Source organism: Streptomyces sp. SID8374 (genome assembly GCF_009865135.1).
Classification (GTDB): domain Bacteria; phylum Actinomycetota; class Actinomycetes; order Streptomycetales; family Streptomycetaceae; genus Streptomyces.
In genome coordinates this window covers 3,893,544-3,920,249 of the sequence record NZ_WWGH01000001.1, presented here as the reverse complement: position 1 = coordinate 3,920,249, position 26,706 = coordinate 3,893,544, and the positions used below count along the sequence as shown (strand labels likewise).

Here is a 26,706-nt window from a genome sequence, read left to right as displayed (position 1 = left end):
GACGGCCCGGGCGGTGGGGGGCGTGCGGTGCCCCGTTCCCGTACATCGCACCTGAAAGAAGGCAGCGAAAAGGGCCGTCCATGGTGAACGGCCCTGGGTTCCGTGCAGACAGATGCTGTGGCCGCTCCTAGGAGGAGCGCCACCAGTTTCGGCACGGTACGGAGGTCATGCGGTCAGTGTATCCGCCATGGGCTTACGCGGCGGCTATTTGTCCGCGTGCCCGCCCACGTAGAAGAGGATCCAGATGAAGCCCGCGAAGAGGTGCGTCGCGAAAATGTAGACGAAGACGCGCAGGGCGACGCCCCGCGCCTTCCAGCTCTCGCTGTCGCTGCCGGTGTCGCTGCCCTTTTCGCTCATGGTCTCCGCCTCCCTCCGCCGGTGGTCCCGGGCTCGCCGGCGGGACCGGCGGCCCTGCCAGCGTACGCCCGGGAATAGGTGCCGGGGGTGCTCCGTTGTAGGGTGTAGTTCAACGTTCAACCAATTTGGGTGCAATGCATTCACCGTTCATCCCGTTCGTTGTTCAGCCCATTCGCCGTTCAACCCATTCGTACGGATCGCTCAGGAGGCGGACGCCATGCAGTTCGGGATCTTCACCGTCGGAGACGTCACCACCGACCCGACCACCGGCCGGACGCCGACCGAGAACGAGCGGATCAAGGCGACCCTGGCCATCGCGCAGAAGGCCGAGGAGGTCGGTCTGGACGTCTTCGCGACCGGCGAGCACCACAACCCGCCGTTCGTCCCGTCCTCCCCGACGACGACACTCGGCTACATCGCGGCCCGCACCGAGAACCTGATCCTGTCCACGTCCACCACCCTGATCACCACCAACGACCCGGTGAAGATCGCCGAGGACTACGCCACCCTCCAGCACCTCGCGGACGGCCGCGTCGACCTGATGATGGGCCGCGGCAACACCGGACCGGTCTACCCCTGGTTCGGCAAGGACATCCGCCAGGGCATCCCCATGGCCATCGAGAACTACGCCCTGCTGCACAAGCTGTGGCGCGAGGAGGTCGTGGACTGGGAGGGCAAGTTCCGTACGCCGCTCCAGTCCTTCACCGCGACCCCGCGCCCGCTGGACGGCGTCCCGCCGTTCGTCTGGCACGGCTCCATCCGCTCCCCGGAGATCGCGGAACAGGCCGCCTACTACGGTGACGGGTTCTTCCACAACAACATCTTCTGGCCCATGGAGCACACCAAGAAGATGGTGGACCTCTACAGGCGCCGTTACGCCCACTACGGTCACGGCACCGCCGAACAGGCCATCGTCGGGCTCGGCGGCCAGGTGTTCATGCGGAAGAACTCGCAGGACGCGGTACGGGAGTTCCGCCCGTACTTCGACAACGCGCCGGTCTACGGCCACGGCCCGTCCCTGGAGGACTTCACCCGCGAGACCCCGCTGACGGTGGGCTCCCCGCAGGAGGTCATCGAGCGGACGCTGACGTTCCGGGACGCGGTCGGCGACTACCAGCGGCAGCTGTTCCTGATGGACCACGCGGGGCTCCCGCTGAAGACGGTCCTGGAGCAGCTGGACATCCTCGGCGAGGAGGTCGTGCCCGTGCTGCGCAAGGAGTTCGCCAACCTGCGGCCGGCCGGTGTGCCGGAATCCGCGCCCGTCCACCCGGCGGTCGCCGCCGCCCGAGCTGCTGGAAAGGGGGCTTGACCTCCATGTTCGCCACCACTCCCCTGCGCATCGTGGCCGTCTCGGCCGGGCTCAGCCAGCCGTCCTCCACCCGGCTGCTGGCCGACCGGCTGGCCGCCGCCGCCCGCGAGCGCCTCGCGGCCGAGCAGGACCGGAACGTCGAGGTCCAGGTCGTCGAAGTCCGCGACCTCGCCGTGGACATCGCCAACCACCTGGTCAGCGGGTTCCCGTCGGCCAGGCTGCGGGAGGCGATCGACGCGGTGACCGAGGCGGACGGGCTGATCGCCGTGACACCGGTGTTCACCGCCTCGTACAGCGGTCTGTTCAAGTCGTTCTTCGACCTGATCGACCACACCGCGCTGACCGGCAAGCCCGTCGTGATCGCCGCGACGGGCGGCACGGCCCGCCACTCGCTGGTCCTGGAGCACGCGCTGCGCCCGCTCTTCGCCTATCTGCGGGCCGTCACCGTACCGACGTCCGTCTACGCCGCCTCCGAGGACTGGGGCTCCTCCGGCGACGAGTACACCGAGGGGCTGCCGTCCCGGATCCGCCGCGCCGGTGGCGAGCTGGCCTCGGCCGTGCTGGGCCGCACGGTCTCCGGGGCCTCCCGGACGCCGGGCCTGGACGACGGGGAGGACGCGGTCGTCCCCTTCGAGCAGCAGCTCGCCGACCTGCGGCTGGACTGAGCCCGGGTACCCTGCCCGGGGCCCGGGTGTCCGGCACGGGGCCGGGTGCGCCCCCCCCGGTCCTGCCCGGCGGCACCCGGCCCCGCCCTATTGTCCGGTTTGACTACAGTGAGACCGGATGCGGTGACGCATCCGTTCCGATCCGGACCGAGCTGGAGGCAGATATGGGCAGGATCGTCGTGGGTGTGGACGGGTCCGATCCTTCGATCAAGGCACTGCACTGGGCCGTACGCCAGGCCGAGCTGACCGGTGACACCGTGGAGGCCGTGAACAGCTGGGAGTACCCCGCGACCAGCTGGGCCTCGATGATGCCGGGCCTGCCGGCGGACTTCGACCCGCAGGAGCTGGCCACCGTCTCCCTCAACGAGGCGCTGGAGGAGGCACTCGGCGCCGAAGGAGCGGCCGCGGTCAGCAAGATCGTGGTCATCGGCAACCCGGCCCAGTCCCTGCTGGACCGGGCCAAGGGCGCCAACCTGCTCGTCGTGGGCGCCCGTGGCCGCAGCGGTCTCAAGGCGACGCTGCTCGGCTCGGTCAGCCTCCATGTCGCGCAGCACGCGCCGTGCCCGGTGACGGTGGTACGCGACTGAGGGAAGCCGTTGTCAGTGGGTCCTCCTATCGTGTGGTCATGACCCCTGCTCTGTTCGGGCGCGACCACCCCGCAGGCATCCTCCGCTCGGAGATCGTCCGGGCCACGGAGAGCCACGGCGGGCTCGTGCTGGTCACGGGCGAGGCCGGGATCGGGAAGACCACCCTCGTCACCGACGCCGCCCACGAGGCGCGGCGGCGCGGGGCGCTGGTGGTCGGCGGTTCCTGCTGGGACTCCGACAGCACTCCTGGCTACTGGCCCTGGGTGCAGGTGCTGCGCGGCCTGCGCCGCTCGGCCACGGCGGCCCAGTGGGCGGCAGCCCAGGAGGCGGCGGACGGGCGGCTCGGCGTCCTCCTGGGGGACGCGGCGGGCGGGGGCGCGGCCGCGGGATCGGGCGCGGGGGACGGGGAAGGCGGGGCGGCAGGTGCCTCTGTTACGGCCGGGGCTCCTGGTGCGACCGGGGCGGCCGGGGCCTCGTCCGACGGGCCCGAGGCCTTCGGGCTGTACGACGCGGTGACCACGGCCCTCGTCACCGTCTCCCAGAGCCGCCCGCTGGTGGTGGTCCTGGACGACCTCCACAGCGCCGACCCCGCCTCGCTCCGCCTGCTCGAATTCGCCGCCCAGCACGCCTGGTTCGAGCGGCTGCTGCTCATCGGCACCTACCGGGACGTCGAGGTGGAGGCCCCCGGCCACCCGCTCCAGCAGCTGATCCTGCCCCTCGTCTCGCGCGCCTCGGCCACCCTCACGCTGACCGGCCTCGGCCGCGACGAGGTGGGCGCGCTGATGGCCGTGACGACGGGCCGCGAGCCCGAGCCGCGGCTGGTCGACGAGGTCCACCGGCGCACCGGCGGCAACCCGTTCTTCGTGGAGCAGACGGCCCGGCTCTGGCACAGCGGCAGCCCCGTCTCCACCATCCCACCCGGGGTGCGGGAGGCGGTCCGGCAGCGGCTGAGCCTGCTGCCGGAGGCGGTCGTCTCGCTGCTGACCGCCGCCGCCGTGCTCGGCCGGGAGTTCCGCCGCCAGGTGCTGGCCGTGGTGCACGGCTCCCCCGTCCCCCAGGTGGAGCGGCTGCTGGAGTCGGCGATCGTCGCCCGGGTCGTCGTCCCGCGCCCCTCCGGGGGGTACGCCTTCGCCCACGACCTGCTCCGCGAGACGCTGTACGCCTCGCTCGGGGACGCGGACGCCCGCCGCCGCCATGCCGCCGCCGTACGGGCGCTGGACGCGCACGGCGGGCTGGACGACGCGGTGCGGCCCGGGGACCTCGCCCGCCACGCCCACCTCGCCGGGGGAGAGCTGGAGCGCGACCGCCGGATCGACCTGCTGCTCGCCGCCGCCCGGGACGCCTCGGGGCGCCTCGCCGACGAGGAGGCCATCGGCCACTACCGCCGGGCCCTCGCGGTGGCGTCGGGCGAGCCGGGCCCGGAAGCGGGGGGTGCACCGGGCGGTCCCCCGTCGGGGAGCGGGCCGGGCGAGGGGGGGCGGGGGAGCGGGCCGGGCGAGGGGCACCTTGGGCCGGGGCCAGGGTCCGATCGGCGTCGGACCGCGCTCATCTGCCTCGACCTCGGCGAGCAGCTGCGGCACGCCGGGGAGGCCGCCGAGGCGGGCCGCCTGCTGGACCGGGCGGTCGACCTGGCCCGGGAGCTGGACGATCCCGAGCTGCTGGCCCGGGTCGCGATCACCCTGTACCGCCGGGGCACGCTGGGCGACGGTGAGGCCTTCATGGTGGCGTTCCTGGGCGAGGCGCACCGCAAGGTCACCGGCAAGGACGGGCAGGACAGCCTCTCCGCCGACCGGCTCGCGCAGGAGTTGGCCATCCACATCATGGCCCTCGCCCGCGACGGCTCGGACGACGAGGCCCTCGCGTTCTCGCTCTGGGCGCGCCACGACTCCGTATGGGGTCTGGGCTCGGCGGTGGAGCGGCTCGGGCTGACCGACGAGATGGCCGTCGTCGGCCGGCGCACCCAGAACCTGGACATGGAGCTGCACGCCACCTCGATGCGGTGGGTGGCCCTGCTGGAGCTCGGCGACCCGGCCTTCATCGACCAGTACCGCAGGTTCATCCGGGCCGCAGAGCGCTCGGAGCTGCCCCGGTTCGCCTTGGCCGTCGCCGTCGACGGCAGCCTGATCGCCTCGCTCCAGGGCCGGTTCACCGAGGCCGCCGATGCGCTCAGCGGTGAGGAGCTCGGCCTGGAGGGCGAGGACCACGAGGCGATCGGTTTCATGGGGTGCCATCTGCACTGGTCCCTGCATCTGCTGCGCGGACGGTTCGCGGAGGCGGAGAAGATCCTCGCCGCGCTGCCGGGCGCCCGGTATCCGTACCCCGGGCTGCTGGAGGCGCTCACCGCCGTGGAGCAGGGCGACGCGGCCCCGGCCCTCCGCCTGATCGCCGAGCAGTCGGACCGCGCGGCCCCCTATCCGCGGGCGTTCATGCCGCTCTGGCTCCGACTGCTGGCCCAGACGGCCGCCACCACCGGCGACCGGCGCCTGATCACCCGCGCCGAGGACGAGCTCACGCCCTACACCGGCCAGTGGGTCGTCTCGCTGTACGGGTGCGACATCGGCGGCCCCGTCGACCTCTGGCTCGGCATGCTCGCCGCCGCACGGGACGACCGGGACGCGGCGGTGGCCGCGCTCACCGAGGCCGCCGCCTCCGCGGACCGCCTCGGCGCCCGCCCCTGGGCCGTACGCGCCCGCCTGCACCTGGCCCGCTCCCTCCTCGCCCGCGCCGAGCCGGGCGACACCGGCCGGGCCCGCGCGCTGCTGGCCGAAGTGGAGCGGGAGGCAGGCGAGTTGGGCCTGCACCACCTGGCCTCCGAACGCCCCGCCCTCCGCGCACTCTCGCCGGCCACCGACCGCTCCCCCGCTCCCGCACCCGTTGACCCCGCGCCCGACGCCGAGTTCCGCCGCGACGGTTCCGTATGGCAGCTGCGCTGGGACGGGCGGACCGTGCATGTCCCCGACGCGAAGGGGCTGCGGGACCTGCACAGCCTGCTGGGGCTGCCCGGGGCCGACGTCCCGGCCGTGGAGCTGCTCGCCCCCGAGGGCGGCAACGTCGTGGTCGCCGCCGGCCGGATGGGCGGCGACCCGGTCCTCGACGAGGAGGCCAAGCGCCGGTACAAGGAGCACCTGGACCGGCTGGACGCCGAGATAGACCGCGCCGCGGCACGGGACGACACCCGGCAGGTCGAGGCGTACGACCGGGAGCGGCAGGCCCTCCTGGACCAGCTGCGCACCGCGGCGGGCCTCGGTGGCCGGACCCGCCGCCTGGACGACCGGACCGAGCGGGCCCGTAAGACGGTCACCGCCCGGATCCGCGACACCCTGCGCAAGCTGGACTCCCTCCACCCCGAACTGGCGGCGCACCTAAGGGAGTCCGTGACCACCGGAACCACCTGCGCCTACCGCCCGGGCCAGGCGCCGGACTGGCGCCTGTGACCCGGACCGACGGCCTGTGACCCGGGCGACGGCCTGTGACCCCGGCGCCGATCCGCGCCGGGGTCCCTTCCGCCTGGTCACTTCCGGTTGTAGAGCCTCATCGTCACGACACCGAACACGGCCATGATCGCTCCGGCCCACCCCAGCGACCAGGCGATGTCGGATGCGGGCCAGTTGCCCGCCATCAGCTCGCGTACCGCCGTGGCCAGGTGGGTGATCGGGCTGTTGTTCACGAAGGCCTGCAACCAGCCCGGCATCGTCTTCGGGTCGACGAAGACGTTGCTGAGGAAGGTGAGCGGGAAGATCACCATCATGCTGACGCCCATCACCGACTTCTCGGTGCGCAGCAGCAGCCCGAACATGGTCCAGATCCACGAGAACGCGAACGCGAAGACCAACAGCAGGGCCACCCCCGCCAGCATCCCCAGCACCCCGCCGCCCGGCCGGAAGCCGATGATCATGCCGACCGTCAGCATCACCACCGAGGCCAGCACATAGCGCAGGACGTCACCGAGCAGATAGCCGACCATCGGCGCGGGCCGCCAGATCGGCAGCGTACGGAACCGGTCGAAGACGCCCTTGGTGATGTCGGTGTTGACCGAGACGCCGGTGTACATCGTGATCATCACGACGCTCATCACCAGGATGCCGGGCAGCAGGAACTGGATGTACTGCTGTGTGGAGCCGGCCAGCGCCCCTCCGAAGAGGTACGTGTACATCAGGACCAGCATGATCGGGAAAGCCGTCACATCGAAGAGCTGCTCCGGCACATGCTTGATCTTCAGCATGGCGCGCCAGCCGAAGGTGAGGGAGGCCGACAGCGCGCTGGGCCTCGGCGGGCGGTCCAGGCCGACCAGGAGAGCCGAGAGCCGCTCCTTGTCCGGCGGGGCGAGTGCGACGTCTTCCAGCTCCGTCTTGGTGGTCGCGGTGCTCATGCCGCCACTCCCTTCTTGTCCGTGAGGGCGAGGAAGACCTCGTCGAGGCTGGGCTGTCCCAGCGAGAAGTTGTCGACCGTGATGCCGGACCGGGCCAGCTCGGCCAGGGCCCGTGCCGCCTGTTCCGCCGCACCCCGGTCGGAGCCGTGCGCGTCGACCCGGGCGGTCAGCGCCACCGGGTCCGCGTCCAGCTGGACCGTGGCGTCGAGTTCGAGCGACAGCACCCGCTCGGCCTCGGGCCGCTGGGCGGCGTCGCGCAGCCGCAGGTGGACGGTGCCGGAGCCGACGGAGGCCTTGAGCTCGCCCTTGGTGCCCTCGGCGATCACCCGGCCGTGGTCGATCACGGCGATCCGGGAGGCCAGCTGGTCGGCCTCGTCGAGATACTGCGTCGTCAGCAGGACCGTGGTGCCGTGGGCGACGACCGCGCGCACGATGTCCCACACCTGGTTGCGGCTGCGCGGGTCGAGTCCGGTGGTCGGCTCGTCCAGGAAGAGCAGGTCGGGGGTGTTGAGGATGGAGGCGGCGATGTCGATGCGGCGCCGCATGCCTCCCGAGTAGTTCTTCACCTGCTTGCCGGCCGCCTCGCTCAGCCCGAACCCTTCGAGCAGCTGGGCGGCCCGGTCGCGGGCCGCCGGCTTGGAGTGGCCCAGGAGCCGGGCGAGCAGGATGAGGTTCTCGTTGCCGGTCAGGTCCTCGTCGACCGAGGCGTACTGCCCGGTGAGACTGACCCGGCTGCGGACCGCGTCGGCTTCCTTCACCACGTCCTTGCCGAACACCCGGGCCGTTCCGTCGTCCGGGCGCAGCAGCGTCGCGAGCATCCGGACGGTGGTGGTCTTCCCGGCGCCGTTGGGTCCGAGGACCCCGTAGACGGTGCCGGTCGGGACCGCGAGGTCGACGCCGTCCACCGCGCGGTTCTCGCCGAAGACCTTCACCAGCCCCGTGGTCTCGATGGCCAGTTCAGTGCTCATGAATCCATTCCTTGTACGTCGTCGTCGAAGTCCGGGGCGTGGGGGTGGGGGGCCAGAGGGGTGTCAGGAGACGTAGGGGCGGACCGCCCGCGCCTGGCGCAGGGCCCGGCCCCACCAGCCGAGCTGGTCCAGCATCAGCCGCACCGCCCGGTCCCGCGCACAGGCGCCCGCGTGGTCCTCCAGCGTCGTGTGCAGGAAGTCGAGGGCCACCCCGTTGCGCAGGGTCACCGTGTGCAGCTCCGTGAAGACCGAGCGCAGCTGCTCCACCGCGTACAGCCCGGACGAGCCGTGGCCGTAGCTCACGAAGCCGACCGGCTTGGTCTGCCATTCGTCGTACGCGAAGTCGATGGCCTGCTTGAGGGAGGCCGGGAAGGAGCGGTTGTACTCCGGGGTGACCACGACGAAGGCCTCGGCCTCCCCGATCGCCCCCGCGAACTCCGTCATCTGCTCCGTCGCCCGCTCCGGGTAGTGCACGGGGAAGTCGAACTCCGCGAGATCCAGCACGACGAGGTCGAGCTCGCCCCGTACCCGAGCCCGCTCCACGAACCATCGGCCGACTGCGTCGCCGATGCGCCCTTCGCGCGTGCTGCCGATGATCACCGCGACCCGCAGCGGATCCCCGCCGTCCCCGGTCTTCCCGGTCTCCCCGTCGTCCTTCCCGGTCCCGCTGCCGTCCGTCTCGGTGTCCCTGCCGTCCGTCGCGTCCGACATCGCTCGCTCCTCCTCCCGCTTCCCCTCCGGCTCCCTCACCCCTTGGGCGCCAGATGCGGGGGCGCGGCCGCCAGATGCGATCTGGCGGCCGCGTCCGCGGTCGGTGTCCACGGCTGGAACGTTCCTCGCGACCGGTCCAGGCGGTCAGGGGCGGTCAGCGCTCCCGTGAGTAGAAGAAGTAGAACGTGGACAGGAAGACGCCCACGCCGACCACCAGGCCCAGCACGGTCGACCGCAGCACGCCGGTATCGGTGAGGCTCACCAGGAAGCCGATGGCGCAGGCGGTCAGAGCCCCGTACGCGAGCGCGCGCAGCCCGTGCGGCAGCGACCGCTGGATCCGGCCCAGCGCGAAGCAGAGGGCCGCCACCGCCGCACCGGAGACGAGGCCCAGGACGACCTGCCCGCCGGTGCTGGGGCCGCCGTCGCGGCGGATGAACGCGGCGTAGAACCCGTAGATGGTGCCGAGCGCCATGGGCACCGCCACGGCGTACGGGGTGAGACTGCGGGGCCGTGCATGCGCGCGGGCCCTCTTCCGGCCGGGCATGGCTGCGTGTGTGACCATCGCGGACAGCTCCTTCCCTCGCCCCCGTCGCGCGCCCCCGTTCCTCCAGAGCACACCCGCCCGCGCGGCCCGGCAACTCGAACGGCGTACGGCCCTGAGCGGTCCGGCCCGGGACGGGATTCCCTGGAGGAGTGCGGACCTCTGCTGCGGCGACCTCGAAGGCCTCGGCCGTCTCGACGGCCTCGGTGGCCCTGTCGGCCGTCCTGATCGTCCTGCTCACCGCCCTGGTGCCGTTCAGCGCGCTCTCCGCCTGGGTCGACCTGGAGATCGACGACACCGACCGGTACGTCGCCGCCGTCTCCCCGCTCTCCTCCGACCCGGCGGTGCAGAGCACCGTCACGGAGCTGATCACCGACAAGGCGATGGAGCAGATCGACCTCGGCCCGCTCCAGGAGACCGTCCGCGACTTCCTGCACGAGACCGTGCGGTCCTTCACCTCCACCGAGGCCTTCGCGAACGCCTGGGACACCGCCAACCGGACCGCGCACGAGGCGGTGACCGCCGCGCTGGACGGTGACAGCGGCGAGGCGGTCACCATCGACCTCGGGCCGGTGATCCAGCAGGTCAAGCAGGATCTGGTGAGCCGAGGGGTGCCGTTCGCGGACCAGATCCCCGTCCAGCGGACGGAGATCACGGTGATCGGCCCGGACCGGGCGGACACCCTGCGGGACTCGTTCCACTGGCTGCGCTACTGCAGCATCTGGCCGGCCATCGCCACGCTGGTCCTGCTCGTGCTGGTGGTGGGCATCGCGACGGTACGGGGAGGGCTCCGGGCCGGGCTGACCGCCACGGCGGCCGTGGGCGCCGGGTTCGTGCTCGGGGCGATCGCGCTGCGGATCCTGGTGGCGGTCGGCCGGAGCCGGGCGTTGGACGAGGTCCCGGACGGCGACCGGGACGCGGCAGCCGCGGTGGTCGACGCCCTGACGGCCTCGCTGCGGACCACGGTGTGGGTGGTGCTGGTGGTGGGCGCGGTCCTGCTGGTGGGGGCGGTGCTGGCCCGGGTGCTGCTGGGGCGTCGGAGGGCCGGGCGGGGGTGACCGTGCCGACGTTTCACGTGAAACACCCGTACGGACGTTTCACGTGAAACAACGGGACAGAACCCGCACGAGGGACCGCCGGTCGGCTCAGAGCTCCGGCAGACGACCCTGGAGGCGCTCCATCTCACGGCGGTCGCGCTTGGTCGGGCGGCCCGTGCCCCGGTCCCGTACCGGAACCTGGATCGCCAGCTCGCGCGGCGGCGGGGGCGGGCTGTTGTCGACGAAGCACTCGACGGCCACCGGCGGTCCGACCCGCTTCTTCACGATCTTCGAGACGACGACCACCCGGTCCCGCCCCGCGTGCCGGAGCCGTACCTCGTCACCGATACGGACGGCCTGGGCGGGCTTGGCCCGCTCGCCGCCGACCTTCACATGGCCGGCCCGGCAGGCCGCGGCCGCCTGGGCACGGGTCTTCGTCAGCCGGACCGACCAGATCCACACGTCGACCCGGACGCTTCCCTCCGCCTGCGGCGCGTCACCGGAAACCATGGGTACGACTCTAGTCCCGGTAGGCGGGCCGGGGGCCGCCCTTTACCGGCCCCATCGGCCAGAACGCCAGGAACGTCAGGAGCATCAGGAACTCAGGAACGTCAGGAACCGAAGTCGCCGATCACCTCGCTCATGTTGTAGCTGTACAGCTCCCGCTTGCATCCGGTGCAGGAGGGGCTGGGGGCGTGCTCGCTGAGCGACCACAGCTGCGGGGCGAAGCCGTCGCCGCGCCCGTGGGCCAGGTAGAGGTCCTCGGGACCGTACGAGGACTGGAGGACCTTCGTGTTCCCGACGAGCTGGGTGGTCCCGTCGACCGTCCCCGGGGTGGCCTGGAGCAGACGGCCGTTGCTGTAGGCGTTGGAGCGGTGGAAGTACCACTTCCCCTCGTAGCGCAGGGCGCCCTGGATCTTGTGCCACAGCGTCTCGCCGTAGAACGCGCCGCCGGTCGGCAGTCCGAACGCGGCGTCGGCGGAGGCCGTGGTGCCCGGTTTGCCCTCGACGGCGGCGGTGAGCGCGGCCATCGGATACGTACCGACGCGTCCGTTGCTGGTGCCGCCGTTGTTCTTGTTGCAGTACTCGCCCAGGATCAGATGGTCGGTGCCCGTGCGGTCCAGGGAGAGGAACGAGGCCTTGGGGCGGCCGGTGGCGTAGCACTGGTTCCCGGCGGTCGTGCCGCCGTTCTTCGCCGTGGTGAACTTCAGGGTGGCGACCTGCGGCATGACGTACCGGTAGCCGAAGGAGTACCAGACGTTGTTCTGCCGCCCGATCCGCTTCTTGTCCTTGACGTCGCTCTCCAGGCCGTCCGGCGTCGGGTCGTTCTTGTCGGCGTCGTTGTCCGGGTTGAGGTCCATGATCTTGCGGAGGTCGAAGACCCGCATGCCGTTGGCGGTGTCGGCGAGGTACAGGTAGTTGCCGTACCAGACCATGCCGCCCGCGTGGATGCCGTTCTGTGCCTTGCAGGACGGCGTCACGGTGCCGGTGCACTTTCCTTCGCTCGCGTGGAGCGCGTCGAAGGAGATGTTGTTCTTGGAGTTCACGTACGGCCAGGCCAGCAGGACGTGGCGGTACTTCTGGGTGGCCTGGTTGAAGAAGCTGACCCGGACGCCCTTCTCGTTGCAGGCGTCGGACACGGAGGGCTGGACGCAGTTGTCGCGGCCCGACGCCTGGTCGCTGCGCCCCGGGTTCTTGGCGTCGTACGAGGCCACCGCGATCGGCTCGGCGTTCGACGACCCCCAGTCCTCGTCCTCCTGGGCGTCGGAGACCCCGGTGATGGCCTGCGGGACCCACTCGCCGGACGCCAGGTCGTCGCCGTCCCAGCAGACCCGGTGGTTGACCGCCAGATCGGGGCCGTAGATGGAGGTGTTGCCGCAGGCGCCCTCCCAGCCCGACGGGCGGTTGGCCTGCTCCATCAGCGCGGTGAGGCCCTGCTTGGGCAGTGCGGCGTCCAGCCGGCCGACGAGCCCGGAGAGGTCGCTGCCGGCGGCGAGCTTGAAGTCGGCCGCCCTGCCCGGGACCGGTGCGGCCTGCGTTCCGGGCGCCCGCCCCTCGGGCGTGCCGTCGGGGCCGACGAGGTCGTCCTGCTCGCCCTCGTGCTCGTCGTCGAACCCGTCGTCCGGCATGTCGTCGGGCTGGGCCGGGTCGTCGGCCCTGCTGTTCGGCCGGGCCGGGTCGTCGGCGGTGGTCCTTGCCGTGGTCCCCACCGGGGCGGCGGCGCCGGTCGCCGGTGCGAGGCCGGTCAGGAGCGCCCCCGCCGCCAAGGCGCAGGCCGCGAGGTGGATTCTGCGGGAGGGGAGTCCCATGGGGGTCCTTCCGGGTCGACGCGTGCGGTGCACAGTCCCCGGCGCCGCCGAGCACACGTCAGCCACACCGGCCGTTCACCGTAGGCCCCCAATTCCGTTCCCCCGCCACGCTTTTGAGGGATGCACATCAGGCCCGCACCGGATGGGCACAGGCCTGATGGTCATGCGGTCACGAGGTCATGCGGTCATGCGGTCCCGGGGGTCACACCCCGATGTCGCGCCCGTCCTTGCGCCAGACCGCGACGACGGAGGGGCGGACGATCTTGCCCGGGCCGTCGGGCCAGATGCTCGCCGGCTTCTCCACCGAGGCGCCGTCGACCTCGCCCGGGTGCTGGACGGCGACCAGGACGCGGCGGTCCTGGATGACCGGTCCGCAGGTTTCCGCACCGGTCGGGACGGTCAGGAACTGCTTCAGCTCACCGCGCCGGTCACCGTGGGTGGCGACACCGAAGAGGCCGTCGTGCGAACCGAGCTGGTTGCCGTCGGTCGAGATCCACAGGTTGCCGTGGGAGTCGAACGCCACGTTGTCCGGGCAGGAGATGGGGCTGACCCGGTCCTTGGGGAAACCGGCGAAGTACGTCGACGGGTCGTTCGGGTCGCCCGCGACGAGGAAGAGCCGCCAGGCGAACCCGTCACCCGCCGGGTCGTCCCAGTTCTCCGCGAGCTCCAGGATCTGCCCGTGCTTGTTGGCGTTGCGCGGGTTGGCCTCGTCTGCCGGGGCCTTGCCCTCCTTGCCGCGGTCGGTGTTGTTGGTGAGCGCCACGTAGACCCGGCCGGTGCGCGGGGAGGGTTCGACGTCCTCGGGCCGGTCCATCTTGGTGGCGCCGACCTTGTCACCGGCCAGCCGCGTGTAGACGTACACCTCTTCGGCGGTCATGCCCGGCACGTGCGAGGTGGTGCCGGTGGCCAGCGGGATCCAGACACCGCTGCCGTCGAACTCGCCGTCGGAGGGAAGCTTTCCGGTGCCGTCGATCTCGGCGGCCGGGGAGTCTCCGGTCAGCTTCGCGACGTACAGCGTGCCCTCGTCCAGCAGCGTCAGGTTGTGCTCGCGGGCGGCGCGCGAGTTGCCCTTCTTCATCCGCTTGCTGGAGACGAACTTGTAGAGGTAGTCGAACCGCTCGTCGTCGCCCATGTAGACGACCGGGCGGCCGTCCGAGGTCAGCCGGGGCTCGGCCGCCTCGTGCTTGAACCGGCCCAGCGCGGTCCGCTTGCGCGGGGTGGAGTCCGGGTCGTACGGGTCGAGTTCGACGACCCAGCCGAAGCGGTTGGCCTCGTTGGGCTCCTTCGCCAGGTCGAACCGCCGGTCGAACCGCTCCCACTTGCGCTCGGTGGCGCCGGTGCCGATCCCGTACCGCTTGTGCTCGGCGGTGGAGGCGTTGGCGAAGTACTGGTTGAAGTTCTCCTCGCCGTGCAGCGTGGTGCCCCACGGAGTGGTGCCGCCCGCGCAGTTGTTGAGGGTGCCGAGCACCTTGCGGCCGGTGCGGTCGGCGGACGTACGGAGCAGGGGGCTGCCCGCGGCCGGTCCGGTGAGCCGGAATTCACTCGTCGCGGTGAGGCGGCGGTTCAGCGGGTGACGGCTGACCGCACCCAGCTTGCCGGTGCGGCTCTCCTCCTGGACGACGACCACGGAGAGTCCGTGCGCGGCCCACGCGATCTCCACCTGCTCGCGCGTGGGGTTGGCCGGATCGTAGCCACGGAACATGAGGTTCTCGTTCGTGTACTCGTGGTTGGCGACCAGAACCTGGCGGCCGCGCTCGCCGCGGAGCGGGAGCAGCGAGAGGAAGTCGTTGTTGTAACCGAACTGGCCCGCCTGCGCCTTGGCGGACTGCTTCTCCGGGTTGAAGGCGGGCGCCCCGCGCAGGATCGGCTCGCCCCAGCGGATCACCACGTTCTGGCTGTAGCCGTCGGAGACGGTGACCTTGTCGTCCCTGTTGGGCGCGACCGGCGAGAACCGCAGGCCACGGGCGCCGGACGGGGCCGGTTTGTGCGGCGGGTTCGGTTTGTGGCCGTGCCCGGCGAGCGCGGCGGCCTCCGCCTGCGGGGTGCCCGGGCCGGTCAGCGCGGCCGTCCCGGCTGCGGCGGCGACCGTCACGACGGCGGCTGCACGCATCATCGAGCGGCGCGAGACGGCACGGGCGATGATGTCGCCCGCGTACTCGTTGTCGCTGGTGTTCGGGACCTCCTGGAAGCAGGCGTCCCCACAGCGGTAGCGGCAGGTCAACGCGGAACGCCCGCCCGGGTGGGAGCTGATGAGCGGCAGCAGATTACGCATGTGGGATTCCCTCCGTCGGTGTGTCGTGCGTGACGGTAGGGCCGCCCTCACCCGGTCCGTGGGACGTGCGGTGAACGGCGGGTGAAGTCCGGGTCACCGCTGTTCCCTTGGAGCCGTACGGGACCACGGCCCCGGACACCGCCCGGGACTCGGTCCGGGATCGGTTTCGGCTCGGTTGGCGCAGGGGTGGGCCGGACCGGCGAACGGCCGGATCCGGCCGCTAACCTTACGTATCCGTCCTGGCCAGGGATGAAATCGCCCCAGGTCGGACATTCCCCGCACCCAACTCATGCGAAAGGCCTCGCCCATGGGCATTCGGAGCTTGCTGCGTAAGGTGTTCGGCCGCACGGAGCAGGACGAGCCGACCACGGCCACCGTCCCGCCCCAGGCCGAGCGCACTCAGTCCACGGAGCCGGAGCCGGAGACCACTTCGGCGGCCGGGTCCACGTCGGAGGCGAAGGCGTCCGAGCCGACGTCGTCCGAGCCGAAGGCTTCGATCCCGGCCCCGACCTCGCCCGACGCGAAGACCACCGGGACCACCGGAACCACCGACAGCGACTCCGCTGACGCCGGTGCCGCTGACCTGGTGGCCGCGGCGTTCGACAAGGCGGCCGCCGCCCCGACGACACCCTCTCCCTCGCCGACCGTCCCCGCCCAGGGCTCGGGCCCGGACGCGGGGCCGGTGGCGGAGGCCGTCGCGGAGCCGGTAGTTGAGCCGAAGGCCGAGCCGGACGCGGAGCCGAAGGCGGACACCGCCGCCCCGGAGACCGTCGCGGAGCCCGTAGTTGAGCCGGTCGCGGAACCGGTGGTTGAGCCGGTTGCCGAGGCCGTCGCCGAGCCGGAGACGGAGCCCGTCCCTGAGCCGGTCGTTGAAGCGGTCACGGTGGAGGAGCCCGTCGCGGAGCCGGTGAAGGCTGCCGAGCCCGTCGAGGCCGAAGAGCCCGCCGCCGAGCCCGTGAAGGCCGAGAAGCCTGCACCGGCCCCGGTCGACGCCCCGGTGGCGGAGCCGGCCCCGATCACCATCGACTTCGACCTCGACCCGGAGCCGGCCGCCGAGCCGGAGGCCCAGGCCGCGTCGGAGCCGGAGGCGGCCGCTGAGCCGGAGGCCCAGGCCGCGTCGGAGCCGGAGGCGGCCGCTGAGCCGGAGGCCCAGCCGGATCCGGAAGCGGAAGCGGCCCCCACAGCGGAGGCAACCCCAGAGGTAGCCCCGGAGGCAACTCCAGAAGCAGCCCCGGAATCAGCCCCGAAGGTCACCGAAGCTGCCGCGACCCCCGCAACCCCCGAGCCCTCCAAGGCCACCCCCGCCGCCAAGCCCGCCACCCCCCTCGCCCGCGTCACCCAGCGCGCGCCCCAGCTCGTCGCCCCGTACAAGGCGGCGCAGGCGGCGCTCAAGGCGCACGGGCTGACCGGTCTCCGCGCCCGCGTCTACCTCGTACTCGACCGCTCGGGCTCCATGCGGCCGTTCTACAAGGACGGCAGCGCCCAGCACCTGGGCGACCGCACCGTGGCGCTCGCCGCCCACCTGGACGCCGACGCCACCGTGCCCGTCGTCTTCTTCTCGACCGACATCGACGGCACCGGCACGATCGAACTGGCCGCCCACGAGGGCCGCATCGACGAGCTGAACGCCGGGCTCGGCCGCCTGGGCCGGACGAACTACCACCGCGCGGTCGAGGAGATCGTGGCGCACCACGAGAAGTCGCAGGCCGACGGCCCGGCTCTGGTGATCTTCCAGACGGACGGCCCGCCGGACGCCAAGCAGCTCGCCCGCCAGGCGCTGGCGGACGCGGCGCGGCTGCCGCTGTTCTTCCAGTTCGTCGCGTTCGGCGAGCAGGACGGGAAGGGCTTCGACTTCCTGCGGAAGCTGGGCGCCCCCAACGCCGCCTTCTTCCACGCGGGCCCGGCCCCGCGCGAGATCGCGGACGCCGAGCTCTACCGGGAGATCCTCGCCGGGCTGCCGGCCTGGATCGCGGCGCGCGAGGCCCGTTCCGAAGGCTGAGCGTCGGGCCGATCGACCGGCAGCCGAACGGTCACGGCGAGACCGCCGCCCTCCGGGCCCGGTACCGCCGTGACCGTACCGCCGTGGGCCACCGCGATGGACCGCACGATCGACAGCCCGAGGCCCGACCCCGGGCCCATCCGGTCCCGGCCCTCGCCCCGCCGGAACGGCTCGAAGAACCCCACGATGTCGGCGTCGGAGACCACCGGGCCGGTGTTCCGCACCACCAGGGCCCCGTCCCCCGTCAGCGAGACGTCCACCGAACCGCCCGGCACGTTGTACGTCAACGCGTTGGCCAGCAGGTTCGACACCAGCTGGGAGAGCAGCAGCCGGTTGCCGCGCACGGGACAGGCCGCCACCTCGACGCTCACCGCCGGACGTGCCCCCGCCTCTGCGCCGGTCCCGGGCCGCACCCCCGGCTGCCGGGCCACCTCCTCGGCCACCACCCGGTCGAACCGGACGTCCTCGCGCTCGTCGGCGGCCAGCCCTCGTTCGCTGCGGGCCAGCACGAGCAGCCCCTCTATCAGCCGCTCGCTGCGCCGGTTGGTGTCCAGCAGCGTCTGCCGGGTGCGGACGAGGTCCTCGGGCGACGGGTCGTCCAGCCCCACCTGGATCGCCGCGCGCTGGGTGGCGAGCGGGGTCCGCAGCTCGTGCGAGGCGTTGGCGATGAACCTGCGCTGGCTGTCGAAGGCCTTCTCCAGCCGGGCCAGCAGCGCGTCCAGGGTCTCGCCCAGCTCCTTCAGCTCGTCGTCGGGCCCGCTGGAGGCGATCCGCTCGTGCAGCGTCCGCTCCGAGAGCCGTCGGGCCTTCGCGGTCATCGCGTGCACGGGCCGCAGCACCCGTCCGGCGATCCACCAGCCCACCCCGACCGCGCCCGCCGTCATCACCAGGAGCGCGGCGATCGACCAGTACATGTGCTGTTTGCTCGCCGCGTCGCTGACGTGGTCGGTCAGTTCGTAGGGGGTGGGCCCGCCGACGGAGCTGCGGGCGATGAACGGGCCGTTGACGGTGTACCCGGGCGGTACGACGACGGCGGAGGAGGCTATGGCGCGCGCCTCGGAGTCCGTACCGGCGCGGGAGGCCACGTTGACGGTGGCGAGCAGAGCCGTGCCGAGGACCAGGAAGACACCGCCGTACACGAGGGCGATACGGGTGCGGATCGTGGAGTGCGGCAGCTTCGACGCCTCCACCAGCCGCCGCAGCCAGGAGCCGCCCCGCAGCCCGGTGGACGGCTTCACAGGGCGTACCCGACGCCCTGGACGGTACGGATCAGCGCGGGCTCGCCGAGCTTGGCACGGAGTTTGCTCATGCAGACGCGTACGGCACCGGTGAACGGATCGGCGTTGGCGTCCCAGGCCCGCTCCAGCAGCTCCTCGGCGCTGACCGTCCCGCCGTCGGCCTCCAGGAGCAGTTGCAGCACGGTGAACTCCTTCGGAGAAAGGTCCAGCTCCCGGCCGTCGCGGAGCGCGGAGCGCCGTACGGTGTCGAGTCGGATGCCGTGCCGCTCCAGCTGGGGCGGTACGGGTCTGGCGCTGCGGCGGCGCAGGGCGCGGACCCGGGAGACCAGCTCGGGGAACTCGAACGGTTTGCTGACGTAATCGTCGGCGCCGAGGTCGAGTCCGGCGACGCGGTCCTCCATGGTGCCGGAGGCGGTCAGCATCAGGATCCGCGTACGGGAGCCGGAGGCGACCAGCCGGCGGGCCACGTCGTCGCCGTGGACGCGCGGGAGGTCCCGGTCGAGGACGACGACGTCGTAGTCGTGCAGCCCGAGGTAGGCGAGGGCCGCGTCCCCGCTGTAGACGGTGTCGACCGCGAAGCCGGCCCGGCGCAGCCCGGTCGCGACCAGTTCCGCGAGGATCTCCTCGTCCTCGGCGACCAGTACCCGCATGGTGATGTCCCCTGCCTCGTGCACGCTTGTCCGCTCCCTCCCAGGATGCGACTTTCCTGCGGGAAGCATTACGGGAAGGGATGTTTCGCAAAGCTCTCCACCGGAGGGCCCTCCTCCCCCCACCCGCGGAGTCCCGGTTTATCGATGTGAGTGGATCTTCAACCGACCGTTAGGATTTCGACCATGGCGGCCACTGGATCCGAGAAGCAGGGGGCGACGGCGTACTACGTCTCGACCCCCATCTACTACGTCAACGACGCTCCTCACCTGGGCCACGCCTACACGACCGTCGCAGGCGACGTGCTCACGCGCTGGCACCGCCAGCGCGGCGAGAAGGTGTGGTACCTCACCGGCACGGACGAGCACGGTCAGAAGATCATGCGCACGGCCGAGGCGAACGACGTCACTCCGCAGGCTTGGTGCGACAAGCTCGTCGAGGAGGCGTGGAAGCCCCTCTGGGAGCATCTGAACATCGCGAACGACGACTTCATCCGGACGACGGAGAAGCGGCACACCGACCGTGTGCAGGAGTTCGTGCAGGACCTGTACGACAAGGGCGAGATCTACAAGGGCGGGTACGAAGGCCCGTACTGCGTGGGCTGCGAGGAGTACAAGCTCCCCGGCGATCTGCTGGACGGCGAGGGCGAGTTCGCGGGTCAGAAGCTCTGCCCGATCCACAAGAAGCCGGTGGAGCTCCTCAAGGAGGAGAACTACTTCTTCAAGCTGAGCGAGTACGGCCCGAAGCTGCTGGAGTTCTACGCGGCGAACCCGGGCTTCATCCAGCCCGAGTCGGCCCGCAACGAGATCGTGAACTTCGTGGAGCAGGGCCTCCAGGACCTGTCGATCTCGCGCTCCACCTTCGACTGGGGCGTCCCGGTCCCGTGGGACGACAAGCACGTCATCTACGTCTGGATCGACGCGCTCCTCAACTACGCGACGGCCGTGGGCTACGGCGCCAACCAGGAGAAGTTCGACGGTACGTTCCCGGCGGACGTGCACCTGATCGGCAAGGACATCCTCCGCTTCCACACGGTCATCTGGCCCGCGATGCTGATGGCGCAGGGCCTGCCGCTCCCCGGCAAGGTCGTCGCCAACGGCTGGCTGATGGTCGGCGGCGAGAAGATGTCCAAGTCGAACCTGACCGGCATCAAGCCGCAGGACCTGACCTCGCACTTCGGCGTGGACGCGTACCGCTGGTACTTCCTGCGGGCCATCGCGTACGGCAGCGACGGCTCGTTCTCCTGGGAGGACTTCTCCGCCCGCTACACCTCCGAGCTGGCCAACGACTACGGCAACCTCGCCTCGCGCGTCGCGGCCATGGTCGGCAAATATTTCGGCGGCACGCTGCCGGAGGCCACGGCCGCCGGTGACGCCGAGCGGGCCGTGCAGGAGGGCCTGGCGAAGGCCGTCGCGACCGCCGATCAGAAGATCGGCGAGGAGCTGGACTTCCAGTCCGGCATCCTGGCGATCTTCGACTTCGTGAAGCAGGTCAACGGCTACATCACGGAGCAGGAGCCGTGGAAGGTGGCCAAGGACACCACCCCCGAGGGCCAGGCCCGCCTGGCGACCATCCTCTACACGGCCGCCGAGGCCCTGCGCGGGGTGGCGGTCCTGCTGAACGCGGTGATGCCGGAGACCTCGCAGAGCCTGTGGGAGTCCCTGGGCGCCGAGGAGTCCCTGGGTGCCCTGGCCGACCAGAAGGTCCAGGACGCGGGCGCCTGGGGCACCCTGCCCGCCGGCGCGACGGTGACGAAGGGCGCGGTGCTGTTCCCCCGCCTGGAGGAGAAGCCGGCGTAGTACGTACGCCAGGAGCCCGGGACCACCGCATGGCGTCCCGGGCTCCTGGCGTACGTTGCCGGGTCAGCGCACCCAGCTCTTGAGCGGCTCGGTGTCCAACTCGATCCCGACCGGGTCGGGCAGAGTGACGGTCTTGCCGTACGGCACCGTCACGACCTGCTCGTAGCGGACCCCGTCGGGCTGCGAGTGGACCTTGACCTCGCAGGTGTCCCGGTCGATCAGCAGATAGACGGGGATGCCGGTCTCGGCGTACGCGCGGGGCTTCTCGACGCGGTCGCGGCGGTCGGTGTCCTCGTCGTACGAGGTGACCTCGACGACCATGAGGACGCCGTCGGCGCTGGCCCATTCGCCTTGGCCGACGAAGGTGTCGATCGGAGCGAGAGTGGCGTCGGGACGGGCGTTGCCCCTGCGGTAGGACTCGATACGCAGGCCTTGCTCGCCGAAGAGCCACCTGTTCGGATCCGACTGCATGCAGATCTGCGTCAGCCACGCGATGATCCGCCCGCGGTCCCCGTCCGGCACAGCCTTGACCCCCAGTTTCCCGTTCACAAACTCCAGCCGCAGTGCCTCCTCCGCGCGTATGGCGTGACGGGCCAGATCCTCGAAGACGTCCTGCGTCAGGACGCGGTCCTCGACCACGCTCACCACGACCTCCTCCTGCACTGGGTCACCGGATCACTTGTCAGTAGGGAAGGTGTTCAGCGTACGGCCAAGGATCCCCGCCCGTCCGCCCGGTCACCGCCCCAGCGTCTCCGCATCGCCCATCACGATCACCGGGTTCAGCTCCGGGTCCAGGGTGCGCAGGAGTTCCTCCATGCGGTCCTCGGGGATGGAGACGCAGCCCTGGGTGGGGCCGCCGTGGTCGACGTGGATCCAGATGCCGCCGCCGCGTTCGAGGCCGAGGGGGCGGTCGCGGTCCAGGGGGGTGACGCCCTCCGTGCGGTTGTAGTTGATCGCGACGACGTAGTCGAAGGAGCCTTCCAGGGGCTCCCCGTAGAACCCCTCACCGTCCACCGCGAACCGGGGATGTTCGTCGTACGGGAGCAGAGCGCCCGGGTCGGGGAGGCGGCCGCCCGCGTCGGTGAGCGTGTAGACGCCCTTGGGGGACCTCAGGTCGCCCGCCACATGGTGGTCGGTCCAGCCCTCCATGCCGTTGTGGGCGTCCCACGGACCGGCTACGGCGACCCACCCCTCCGCCGGGTCCACGCGGCTGTACAGCACGGCGCTGGACCGGTTGGCGTCCTCGTCCTGCCCGGTGACCACGAACGCCTGCCGGGCGTCCTCGGGGATCTCGGCGCGGGTCAGCGGCCCCAGGCCCGGGATCTCCGCCGGGCTCGGCGTCGGCTCCGCGGAGGGCGATGAGCGGAGTACGGAGGCGGCGTCGGACTCCGGCCCCGCGGCGCCCTGCCCCGGGGCCGCGACGGGCGCCTTCACGGGTGCGGGGCCGGACGCGCAGCCCGTGAGCAGCAGGGCCAGGACGAGGAGCGGTGCGGTGAGCAGGGCGGGCGGGCGGAGCGGGACGGACACGGTGGCGGGCTCCTCGGGTGACGGCGGACGGCGTGGCGGGGCGGCACGCGGCGCGAGAGGGGGTCTCGGTGCGAGAGGGGGTCTCGGTACGAGAGGGGTGTCTCGGTGCCAGTCTTTGCCGCACCCGGCGCCGCCGAATCCGAACCGGGGCCATCCGGCTGTACGGCGTCGCCCGGCCGCCCGGAGGCGCGCGACCCACTGGAGGCCTCATGCAACGAAACAGCCCCCGATCAGGTGATCGGGGGCTGTTTCACGTGAAACATCCGCAGAGCGGGACCGTACGGACTACTTGTCGGCGGCCTTCTCCGACGCGCCGGCGCCCGCACCCTTCGCGGCGACCGGCTTGCGCAGCTGGATGTTCAGCTCGCGCAGGCGGGACTCGTCCAGCTCGGTCGGAGCGCCCATCATCAGGTCCTGGGCGTTGCCGTTGAGCGGGAAGGCGATCGTCTCGCGGATGTTGGGCTCGTCGGCGAGCAGCATCACGATGCGGTCGACGCCGGGGGCGATGCCACCGTGCGGCGGGGCGCCGAGGCGGAACGCGCGGAGCATGCCCGCGAACTCGTGCTCCACCGTCTCGCGGTCGTAACCGGCGATCTCGAAGGCCTTGAGCATCAGCTCGGGCTCGTGGTTGCGGATGGCGCCCGAGGACAACTCGATGCCGTTGCAGACGATGTCGTACTGCCAGGCCAGGATGTCCAGCGGGTCCTTCTCCTCCAGGTCGGCCAGGCCGCCCTGGGGCATCGAGAACGGGTTGTGCGAGAAGTCGATCTTCCCGGTCTCCTCGTCCTTCTCGTACATCGGGAAGTCGACGATCCAGCAGAACCGGAAGACGCCCTCCTCGAAGTGGCCGGCGCGCTTGGCGGCCTCGACCCGGACGGCCGACATGATCTTGGAGACCTCGTCGAACTCGCCCGCGCCGAAGAAGACCGCGTGGCCCGGGACCAGCGAGAGGCGCTCCGTGAGCGTCTTGACGTCGGTCTCGGTGAGGAACTTGGCGATCGGTCCGGCCAGCGTGCCGTCCTCGCCCACACGCACCCAGGCCAGGCCCTTGGCGCCGTGCTCCACGGCGTACTCACCCAGGCCGTCGAAGAACTTGCGGGACTGGCCCGCGGTGTCCGGGACGGGCAGCGCGCGGACGTGCTTGCCGGCGAACGCCTTGAACCCGGAGTCGGCGAAGACGTCCGAGATGTCGACCAGCTCCAGCTTGGCCCGCAGGTCCGGCTTGTCGTTGCCGTACTTCAGCATCGACTCGCGGAACGGGATGCGCGGGAACGGCGAGGTGACCTCGCGGCCGTTGCCGAACTCGGTGAAGAGCTCGGTCATCAGCTTCTCGATCGGCTGGAAGACGTCCTCCTGCTCCACGAAGGACATCTCGACGTCGAGCTGGTAGAACTCGCCCGGCGAGCGGTCCGCGCGCGCGTCCTCGTCGCGGAAGCAGGGCGCGATCTGGAAGTAGCGGTCGAAGCCCGAGATCATCAGCAGCTGCTTGAACTGCTGCGGGGCCTGCGGCAGCGCGTAGAACTTGCCGGGGTTCAGCCGGGACGGGACGACGAAGTCACGGGCGCCCTCGGGGGATGTCGCGGTGAGGATCGGGGTCGCCATCTCGTTGAAGCCGAGGGCCACCATCTTGGAGCGGATGGAGGCGATCACGGCCGAGCGCAGCAGGATGTTGCGGTGCATGCGCTCGCGGCGCAGGTCGAGGAAGCGGTACTCCAGGCGCCGCTCCTCGTTGACACCGTCCTCGGTGTTGATCGTGAAGGGCAGCGGGCCGGCCTCGCCGAGCACCTCGACCTCGGTGACCTCGATCTCGATCTCACCGGTCGGCAGCTCCGGGTTGACGTTCTCGGCTCCGCGCGCGGAGACCTTGCCGTCGATCCGGACGACGGTCTCCTTGGTGAGCTTCGCCAGGGCCTCGTTGCCGGGGGTGCCGGGGCGGGCGACGAGCTGCACCAGACCGTAGTGGTCACGCAGATCGATGAAGAGGATGCCACCCAGGTCTCGGCGATTGTGCAGCCAGCCGCTCAGCCGGACGTCGGTGCCGACGTCAGAGGCGCGGAGCTCGCCGCAGGTGTGGGACCTGTACCGATGCATCGTCGTTCATCCAGTCTTCGCGGTTAGGTGTGGATTGAGCCTCCCCAGGCTACCGCCCGGGGCCGGGCCTCTTCATTTCCCTTTGCCGCCCGCACCCGGCGGGGGCTCGCACTCGGCGTCCCCTCGGTGGCGTACGGAGAGCACATCTTCCTAAAGTGGGGCAATGCGCACCGAGGAAGTCCTGGCCGCGATCGCGACGGGCCTGTGGCGCTGGGACAACGCGGCCGGCACGGTCACACTCGACGCGGAGGCGGCCCGGCTGCTCGGCCTGCCCCCCGAGCCCGGCAGCTACCGGGAGGCGGCGGTGCGCTCCCGTTTCCACCCGGTCGACTGGAACGAGATCTACGGCGTCGTGAACCTGGCCGTCGCCGAGGGCACCCTGGCCGAGGCACGGCTGCGGATCGTGGACGAGCGGGGGAAGGTGCTGCGTACCGTACGCAGCCGCTCCAAGCCGATCGTCCCCGAGGAGCGGGGCTCCGCGGACTACGTACTCATCGGCACACTCCAGGAGGTCGCCGAGCCGCAGCTGGGCTCCTCCGGCCCGCACACACCGATCACGGGGGACTGGCGCAGGTCGCGGGAGGCGTTCCTGCTGGACGCCGGGCGGGCGCTGGCGGAGGCCCGCTCCACGGAGGAGGTGCTGCGGGTCGCCGCCTCCCTCTCCATGCCCGGGTTCTCCCCGGACGGGCTCGCGGTCTTCGGCTCGGCCGGGGAGCGGCTGACGATCATCGGCCACCACGGGCAGAGTCCGGGGGACGAGGACCCGTTCACCGACATGCCCCTGGACACCGACTACCCGGCCGCCGAGGTGGTCCGCACCGGCCGCGCGATCTACCTCCCCTCCCCCGAGGAGTACCGCCGCCGCTACCCCGCCACCTGGCCCCTCGCCCGCCGCTTCGGCCGGCAGTCCTGGGCGTACCTCCCGCTGGTCTCCTCCGGCCGCACGATGGGCGCGTGGATGGCCGGGTTCCAGCATCCGGTGGGTTTCTCGCCCGACGAGCGCGCGGTGCTCTCGACGGTCGCCCGGATGCTCGCCCAGGCGCTGGCCCGGGCCGGGGTCGCGGAGACCGAACGGGAGCTGTCGCTCGGGCTCCAGCGGTCGATGATGCCGACGCTGGGGCCGGACATCCCGGGGATGACGGTGGCGGCGCGGTACGTGCCGACCGGCGGCGGGCTCCAGGTGGGCGGCGACTGGTACGACATGATCCCGCTGCCCAACGGCCGGATCGCCCTGGTCATCGGCGACGTCCAGGGCCATGACGTACGGGCGGCCGGGCTGATGGGCCAGCTCCGCATCGCCCTGCGCGCGTACGCCTCCGAGGGGCACCGCCCGGACGCGGTGCTCGCCCGGGCCTCGCGCTTCCTCACCGGGCTGACCGACGCGTACGAGGGGGTGGCGGGCGACGACGAGCCCTCCGCGCCGCGCTTCGCGACCTGCCTGTACGCGGAGGTGGACCCGGAGACCGGCACGCTGGACATCGCCCGGGCGGGCCACCCGGACCCGGTGGTGGTGAGCGCCGACGGCACGGCGGTGATCCGGCAGACGGCGGGCGGGCTGCCGCTGGGTATCGAGACGGATTCCGACTACCCGACGACCCGGGTCGTCCTGGAGCCCGGCGAAACGATCATGCTCTGCACGGACGGCCTCATCGAGACCGGCGGCCACGACATGGCCACCGGCTGGGGCAGGCTGCGCCCGGTCCTGGAGGAGCCCACCGAGGACCTGGAGGAGATGGCCGACGCCCTGGTCCAGGCCGTGCACGGGCCGACTTCGCACTACACGACCGGGCCGCTCGCCGACCGCCGCGAGGACGACATCGCGGTGCTGGTGCTGCGGCGGGAGAGCGTACGGGAGCCGGAGACGCCGGCCCGCCGGAGCGTCCTGACCATCGCGCAGGCCGAGCCCGAGCGGATCTCGGTGGGCCGCCAGCTCGTACGGGAGCTGCTGCACGACTGGAAGGACCCCGAGCAGGTCGACTCGGCGGTCCTGATGGTCTCGGAGATGGCCACCAATGTGCTGGTCCACACGGACGGCGACGCGCTGATGGCGGCCGAGGTCTCCGGGGAGCGGGGGGAGCGGCGGCTGCGGGTGGAGGTGGCCGACGCGAGCGACGAGCTGCCGCACAAGCGGAGGCCGGGGGAGATGGCGTCCAGTGGGCGGGGGCTGGTGCTGATGGAGATGCTGGCGGATGCGTGGGGGGTGGATCCGCGGGGGGAGGGGAAGTCGATCTGGTTCGAGCTGTACGAAGGGGGTGGGGCGGGGGTGTAGGCCCGCGGCG

Annotated in this window: 21 protein-coding genes; 8 read left to right on the top strand and 13 right to left on the bottom strand. The window is 71.6% G+C overall.

Annotated features, from left to right (window positions below; all coding sequences use genetic code 11):
• Positions 1–204: 204 nt before the first annotated feature.
• Positions 205–357, bottom strand: coding sequence for a DUF6126 family protein (locus GTY67_RS34595; protein WP_176727396.1), 153 nt, complete (start codon positions 355–357; stop codon positions 205–207).
• A gap of 217 nt (positions 358–574) precedes the next feature.
• Between GTY67_RS34595 and GTY67_RS17195 the strand changes: the two genes are divergently transcribed.
• The 4 genes from GTY67_RS17195 (at position 575) to GTY67_RS17180 (ending at position 6,352) form a co-directional block, all read left to right on the top strand.
• Positions 575–1,666, top strand: a complete 1,092-nt coding sequence (locus tag GTY67_RS17195) for an LLM class flavin-dependent oxidoreductase (protein WP_161279245.1) — start codon at positions 575–577, stop codon at positions 1,664–1,666.
• A 5-nt stretch (positions 1,667–1,671) separates the two neighbouring features.
• A complete protein-coding gene (locus GTY67_RS17190) occupies positions 1,672–2,331 on the top strand; it encodes an FMN reductase (protein WP_093687725.1) in 660 nt (219 codons plus the stop codon).
• Between the two features lie 164 nt (positions 2,332–2,495).
• Positions 2,496–2,918, top strand: coding sequence for a universal stress protein (locus tag GTY67_RS17185; RefSeq protein WP_093687627.1), 423 nt, complete (start codon positions 2,496–2,498; stop codon positions 2,916–2,918).
• A gap of 38 nt (positions 2,919–2,956) precedes the next feature.
• Positions 2,957–6,352, top strand: a complete 3,396-nt coding sequence (locus GTY67_RS17180; RefSeq protein ID WP_161279244.1) for an AAA family ATPase — start codon at positions 2,957–2,959, stop codon at positions 6,350–6,352.
• A 77-nt stretch (positions 6,353–6,429) separates the two neighbouring features.
• Here the strand turns inward: GTY67_RS17180 and GTY67_RS17175 are convergent, their stop codons facing one another.
• The 4 genes from GTY67_RS17175 to GTY67_RS17160 all read right to left on the bottom strand — a co-directional run bounded on the left by GTY67_RS17175 (position 6,430) and on the right by GTY67_RS17160 (position 9,528).
• Positions 6,430–7,287: an ABC transporter permease gene (locus GTY67_RS17175; RefSeq protein ID WP_093687623.1), complete on the bottom strand. Its 858-nt coding sequence runs from the start codon at positions 7,285–7,287 to the stop codon at positions 6,430–6,432.
• Positions 7,284–8,255: an ATP-binding cassette domain-containing protein gene (locus tag GTY67_RS17170; protein ID WP_093687621.1), complete on the bottom strand. Its 972-nt coding sequence runs from the start codon at positions 8,253–8,255 to the stop codon at positions 7,284–7,286. The genes GTY67_RS17175 and GTY67_RS17170 overlap by 4 nt, the downstream gene beginning before the upstream one ends.
• 63 nt (positions 8,256–8,318) lie before the next feature.
• Complete coding sequence (locus tag GTY67_RS17165) at positions 8,319–8,966, bottom strand: NAD(P)H-dependent oxidoreductase (protein ID WP_237502638.1); 648 nt, start codon at positions 8,964–8,966, stop codon at positions 8,319–8,321.
• A 154-nt stretch (positions 8,967–9,120) separates the two neighbouring features.
• Positions 9,121–9,528, bottom strand: coding sequence for a hypothetical protein (locus GTY67_RS17160; protein WP_161279243.1), 408 nt, complete (start codon positions 9,526–9,528; stop codon positions 9,121–9,123).
• 131 nt (positions 9,529–9,659) lie between these two features.
• Here GTY67_RS17160 and GTY67_RS17155 point away from each other — a divergent pair, with 131 nt between their 5' ends.
• Entirely contained in the window at positions 9,660–10,565 is a 906-nt protein-coding gene (locus tag GTY67_RS17155; RefSeq protein WP_161279242.1) for a hypothetical protein, read from the top strand.
• 87 nt (positions 10,566–10,652) lie between these two features.
• Here GTY67_RS17155 and GTY67_RS17150 read toward each other — a convergent pair whose 3' ends face one another.
• The 3 genes from GTY67_RS17150 to GTY67_RS17140 all read right to left on the bottom strand — a co-directional run bounded on the left by GTY67_RS17150 (position 10,653) and on the right by GTY67_RS17140 (position 15,125).
• Positions 10,653–11,054, bottom strand: a complete 402-nt coding sequence (locus tag GTY67_RS17150; protein ID WP_161279241.1) for a S4 domain-containing protein — start codon at positions 11,052–11,054, stop codon at positions 10,653–10,655.
• A 101-nt stretch (positions 11,055–11,155) separates the two neighbouring features.
• On the bottom strand, positions 11,156–12,853 hold the full coding sequence (locus GTY67_RS17145; RefSeq protein ID WP_161279240.1) for a hypothetical protein: 1,698 nt from the start codon (positions 12,851–12,853) through the stop codon (positions 11,156–11,158).
• A gap of 202 nt (positions 12,854–13,055) precedes the next feature.
• A complete protein-coding gene (locus tag GTY67_RS17140) occupies positions 13,056–15,125 on the bottom strand; it encodes a PhoX family protein (RefSeq protein WP_093687611.1) in 2,070 nt (689 codons plus the stop codon).
• A 307-nt stretch (positions 15,126–15,432) separates the two neighbouring features.
• Here GTY67_RS17140 and GTY67_RS17135 point away from each other — a divergent pair, with 307 nt between their 5' ends.
• Positions 15,433–17,124 (top strand): VWA domain-containing protein, encoded by a 1,692-nt coding sequence (locus GTY67_RS17135; protein WP_161279239.1) that lies wholly within the window; start codon positions 15,433–15,435, stop codon positions 17,122–17,124.
• Here the strand turns inward: GTY67_RS17135 and GTY67_RS17130 are convergent.
• Both GTY67_RS17130 and GTY67_RS17125 read right to left on the bottom strand, forming a co-directional pair.
• A complete protein-coding gene (locus GTY67_RS17130; protein ID WP_161280134.1) occupies positions 17,058–18,344 on the bottom strand; it encodes an ATP-binding protein in 1,287 nt (428 codons plus the stop codon). The two genes, GTY67_RS17135 and GTY67_RS17130, sit on opposite strands and share 67 nt — an antisense overlap.
• 14 nt (positions 18,345–18,358) lie before the next feature.
• On the bottom strand, positions 18,359–19,012 hold the full coding sequence (locus GTY67_RS17125; protein ID WP_026237833.1) for a response regulator transcription factor: 654 nt from the start codon (positions 19,010–19,012) through the stop codon (positions 18,359–18,361).
• Between the two features lie 183 nt (positions 19,013–19,195).
• Between GTY67_RS17125 and metG the strand changes: the two genes are divergently transcribed.
• Positions 19,196–20,809: a methionine--tRNA ligase gene (metG, locus tag GTY67_RS17120; RefSeq protein WP_093687607.1), complete on the top strand. Its 1,614-nt coding sequence runs from the start codon at positions 19,196–19,198 to the stop codon at positions 20,807–20,809.
• Between the two features lie 63 nt (positions 20,810–20,872).
• Here metG and GTY67_RS17115 read toward each other — a convergent pair whose 3' ends face one another.
• The 3 genes from GTY67_RS17115 to aspS form a co-directional block, all read right to left on the bottom strand.
• Positions 20,873–21,454, bottom strand: coding sequence for a Uma2 family endonuclease (locus GTY67_RS17115; protein ID WP_161279238.1), 582 nt, complete (start codon positions 21,452–21,454; stop codon positions 20,873–20,875).
• Positions 21,455–21,544: 90 nt separating this feature from the next.
• Entirely contained in the window at positions 21,545–22,336 is a 792-nt protein-coding gene (locus GTY67_RS17110; RefSeq protein WP_093687603.1) for a L,D-transpeptidase family protein, read from the bottom strand.
• Positions 22,337–22,621: 285 nt separating this feature from the next.
• Positions 22,622–24,427: an aspartate--tRNA ligase gene (gene aspS / locus GTY67_RS17105; RefSeq protein ID WP_093687601.1), complete on the bottom strand. Its 1,806-nt coding sequence runs from the start codon at positions 24,425–24,427 to the stop codon at positions 22,622–22,624.
• A 163-nt stretch (positions 24,428–24,590) separates the two neighbouring features.
• On the opposite strand from aspS, the gene GTY67_RS17100 reads away from it, so the two are divergent.
• Complete coding sequence (locus tag GTY67_RS17100; RefSeq protein WP_161279237.1) at positions 24,591–26,696, top strand: SpoIIE family protein phosphatase; 2,106 nt, start codon at positions 24,591–24,593, stop codon at positions 26,694–26,696.
• Positions 26,697–26,706 lie beyond the last annotated feature (10 nt).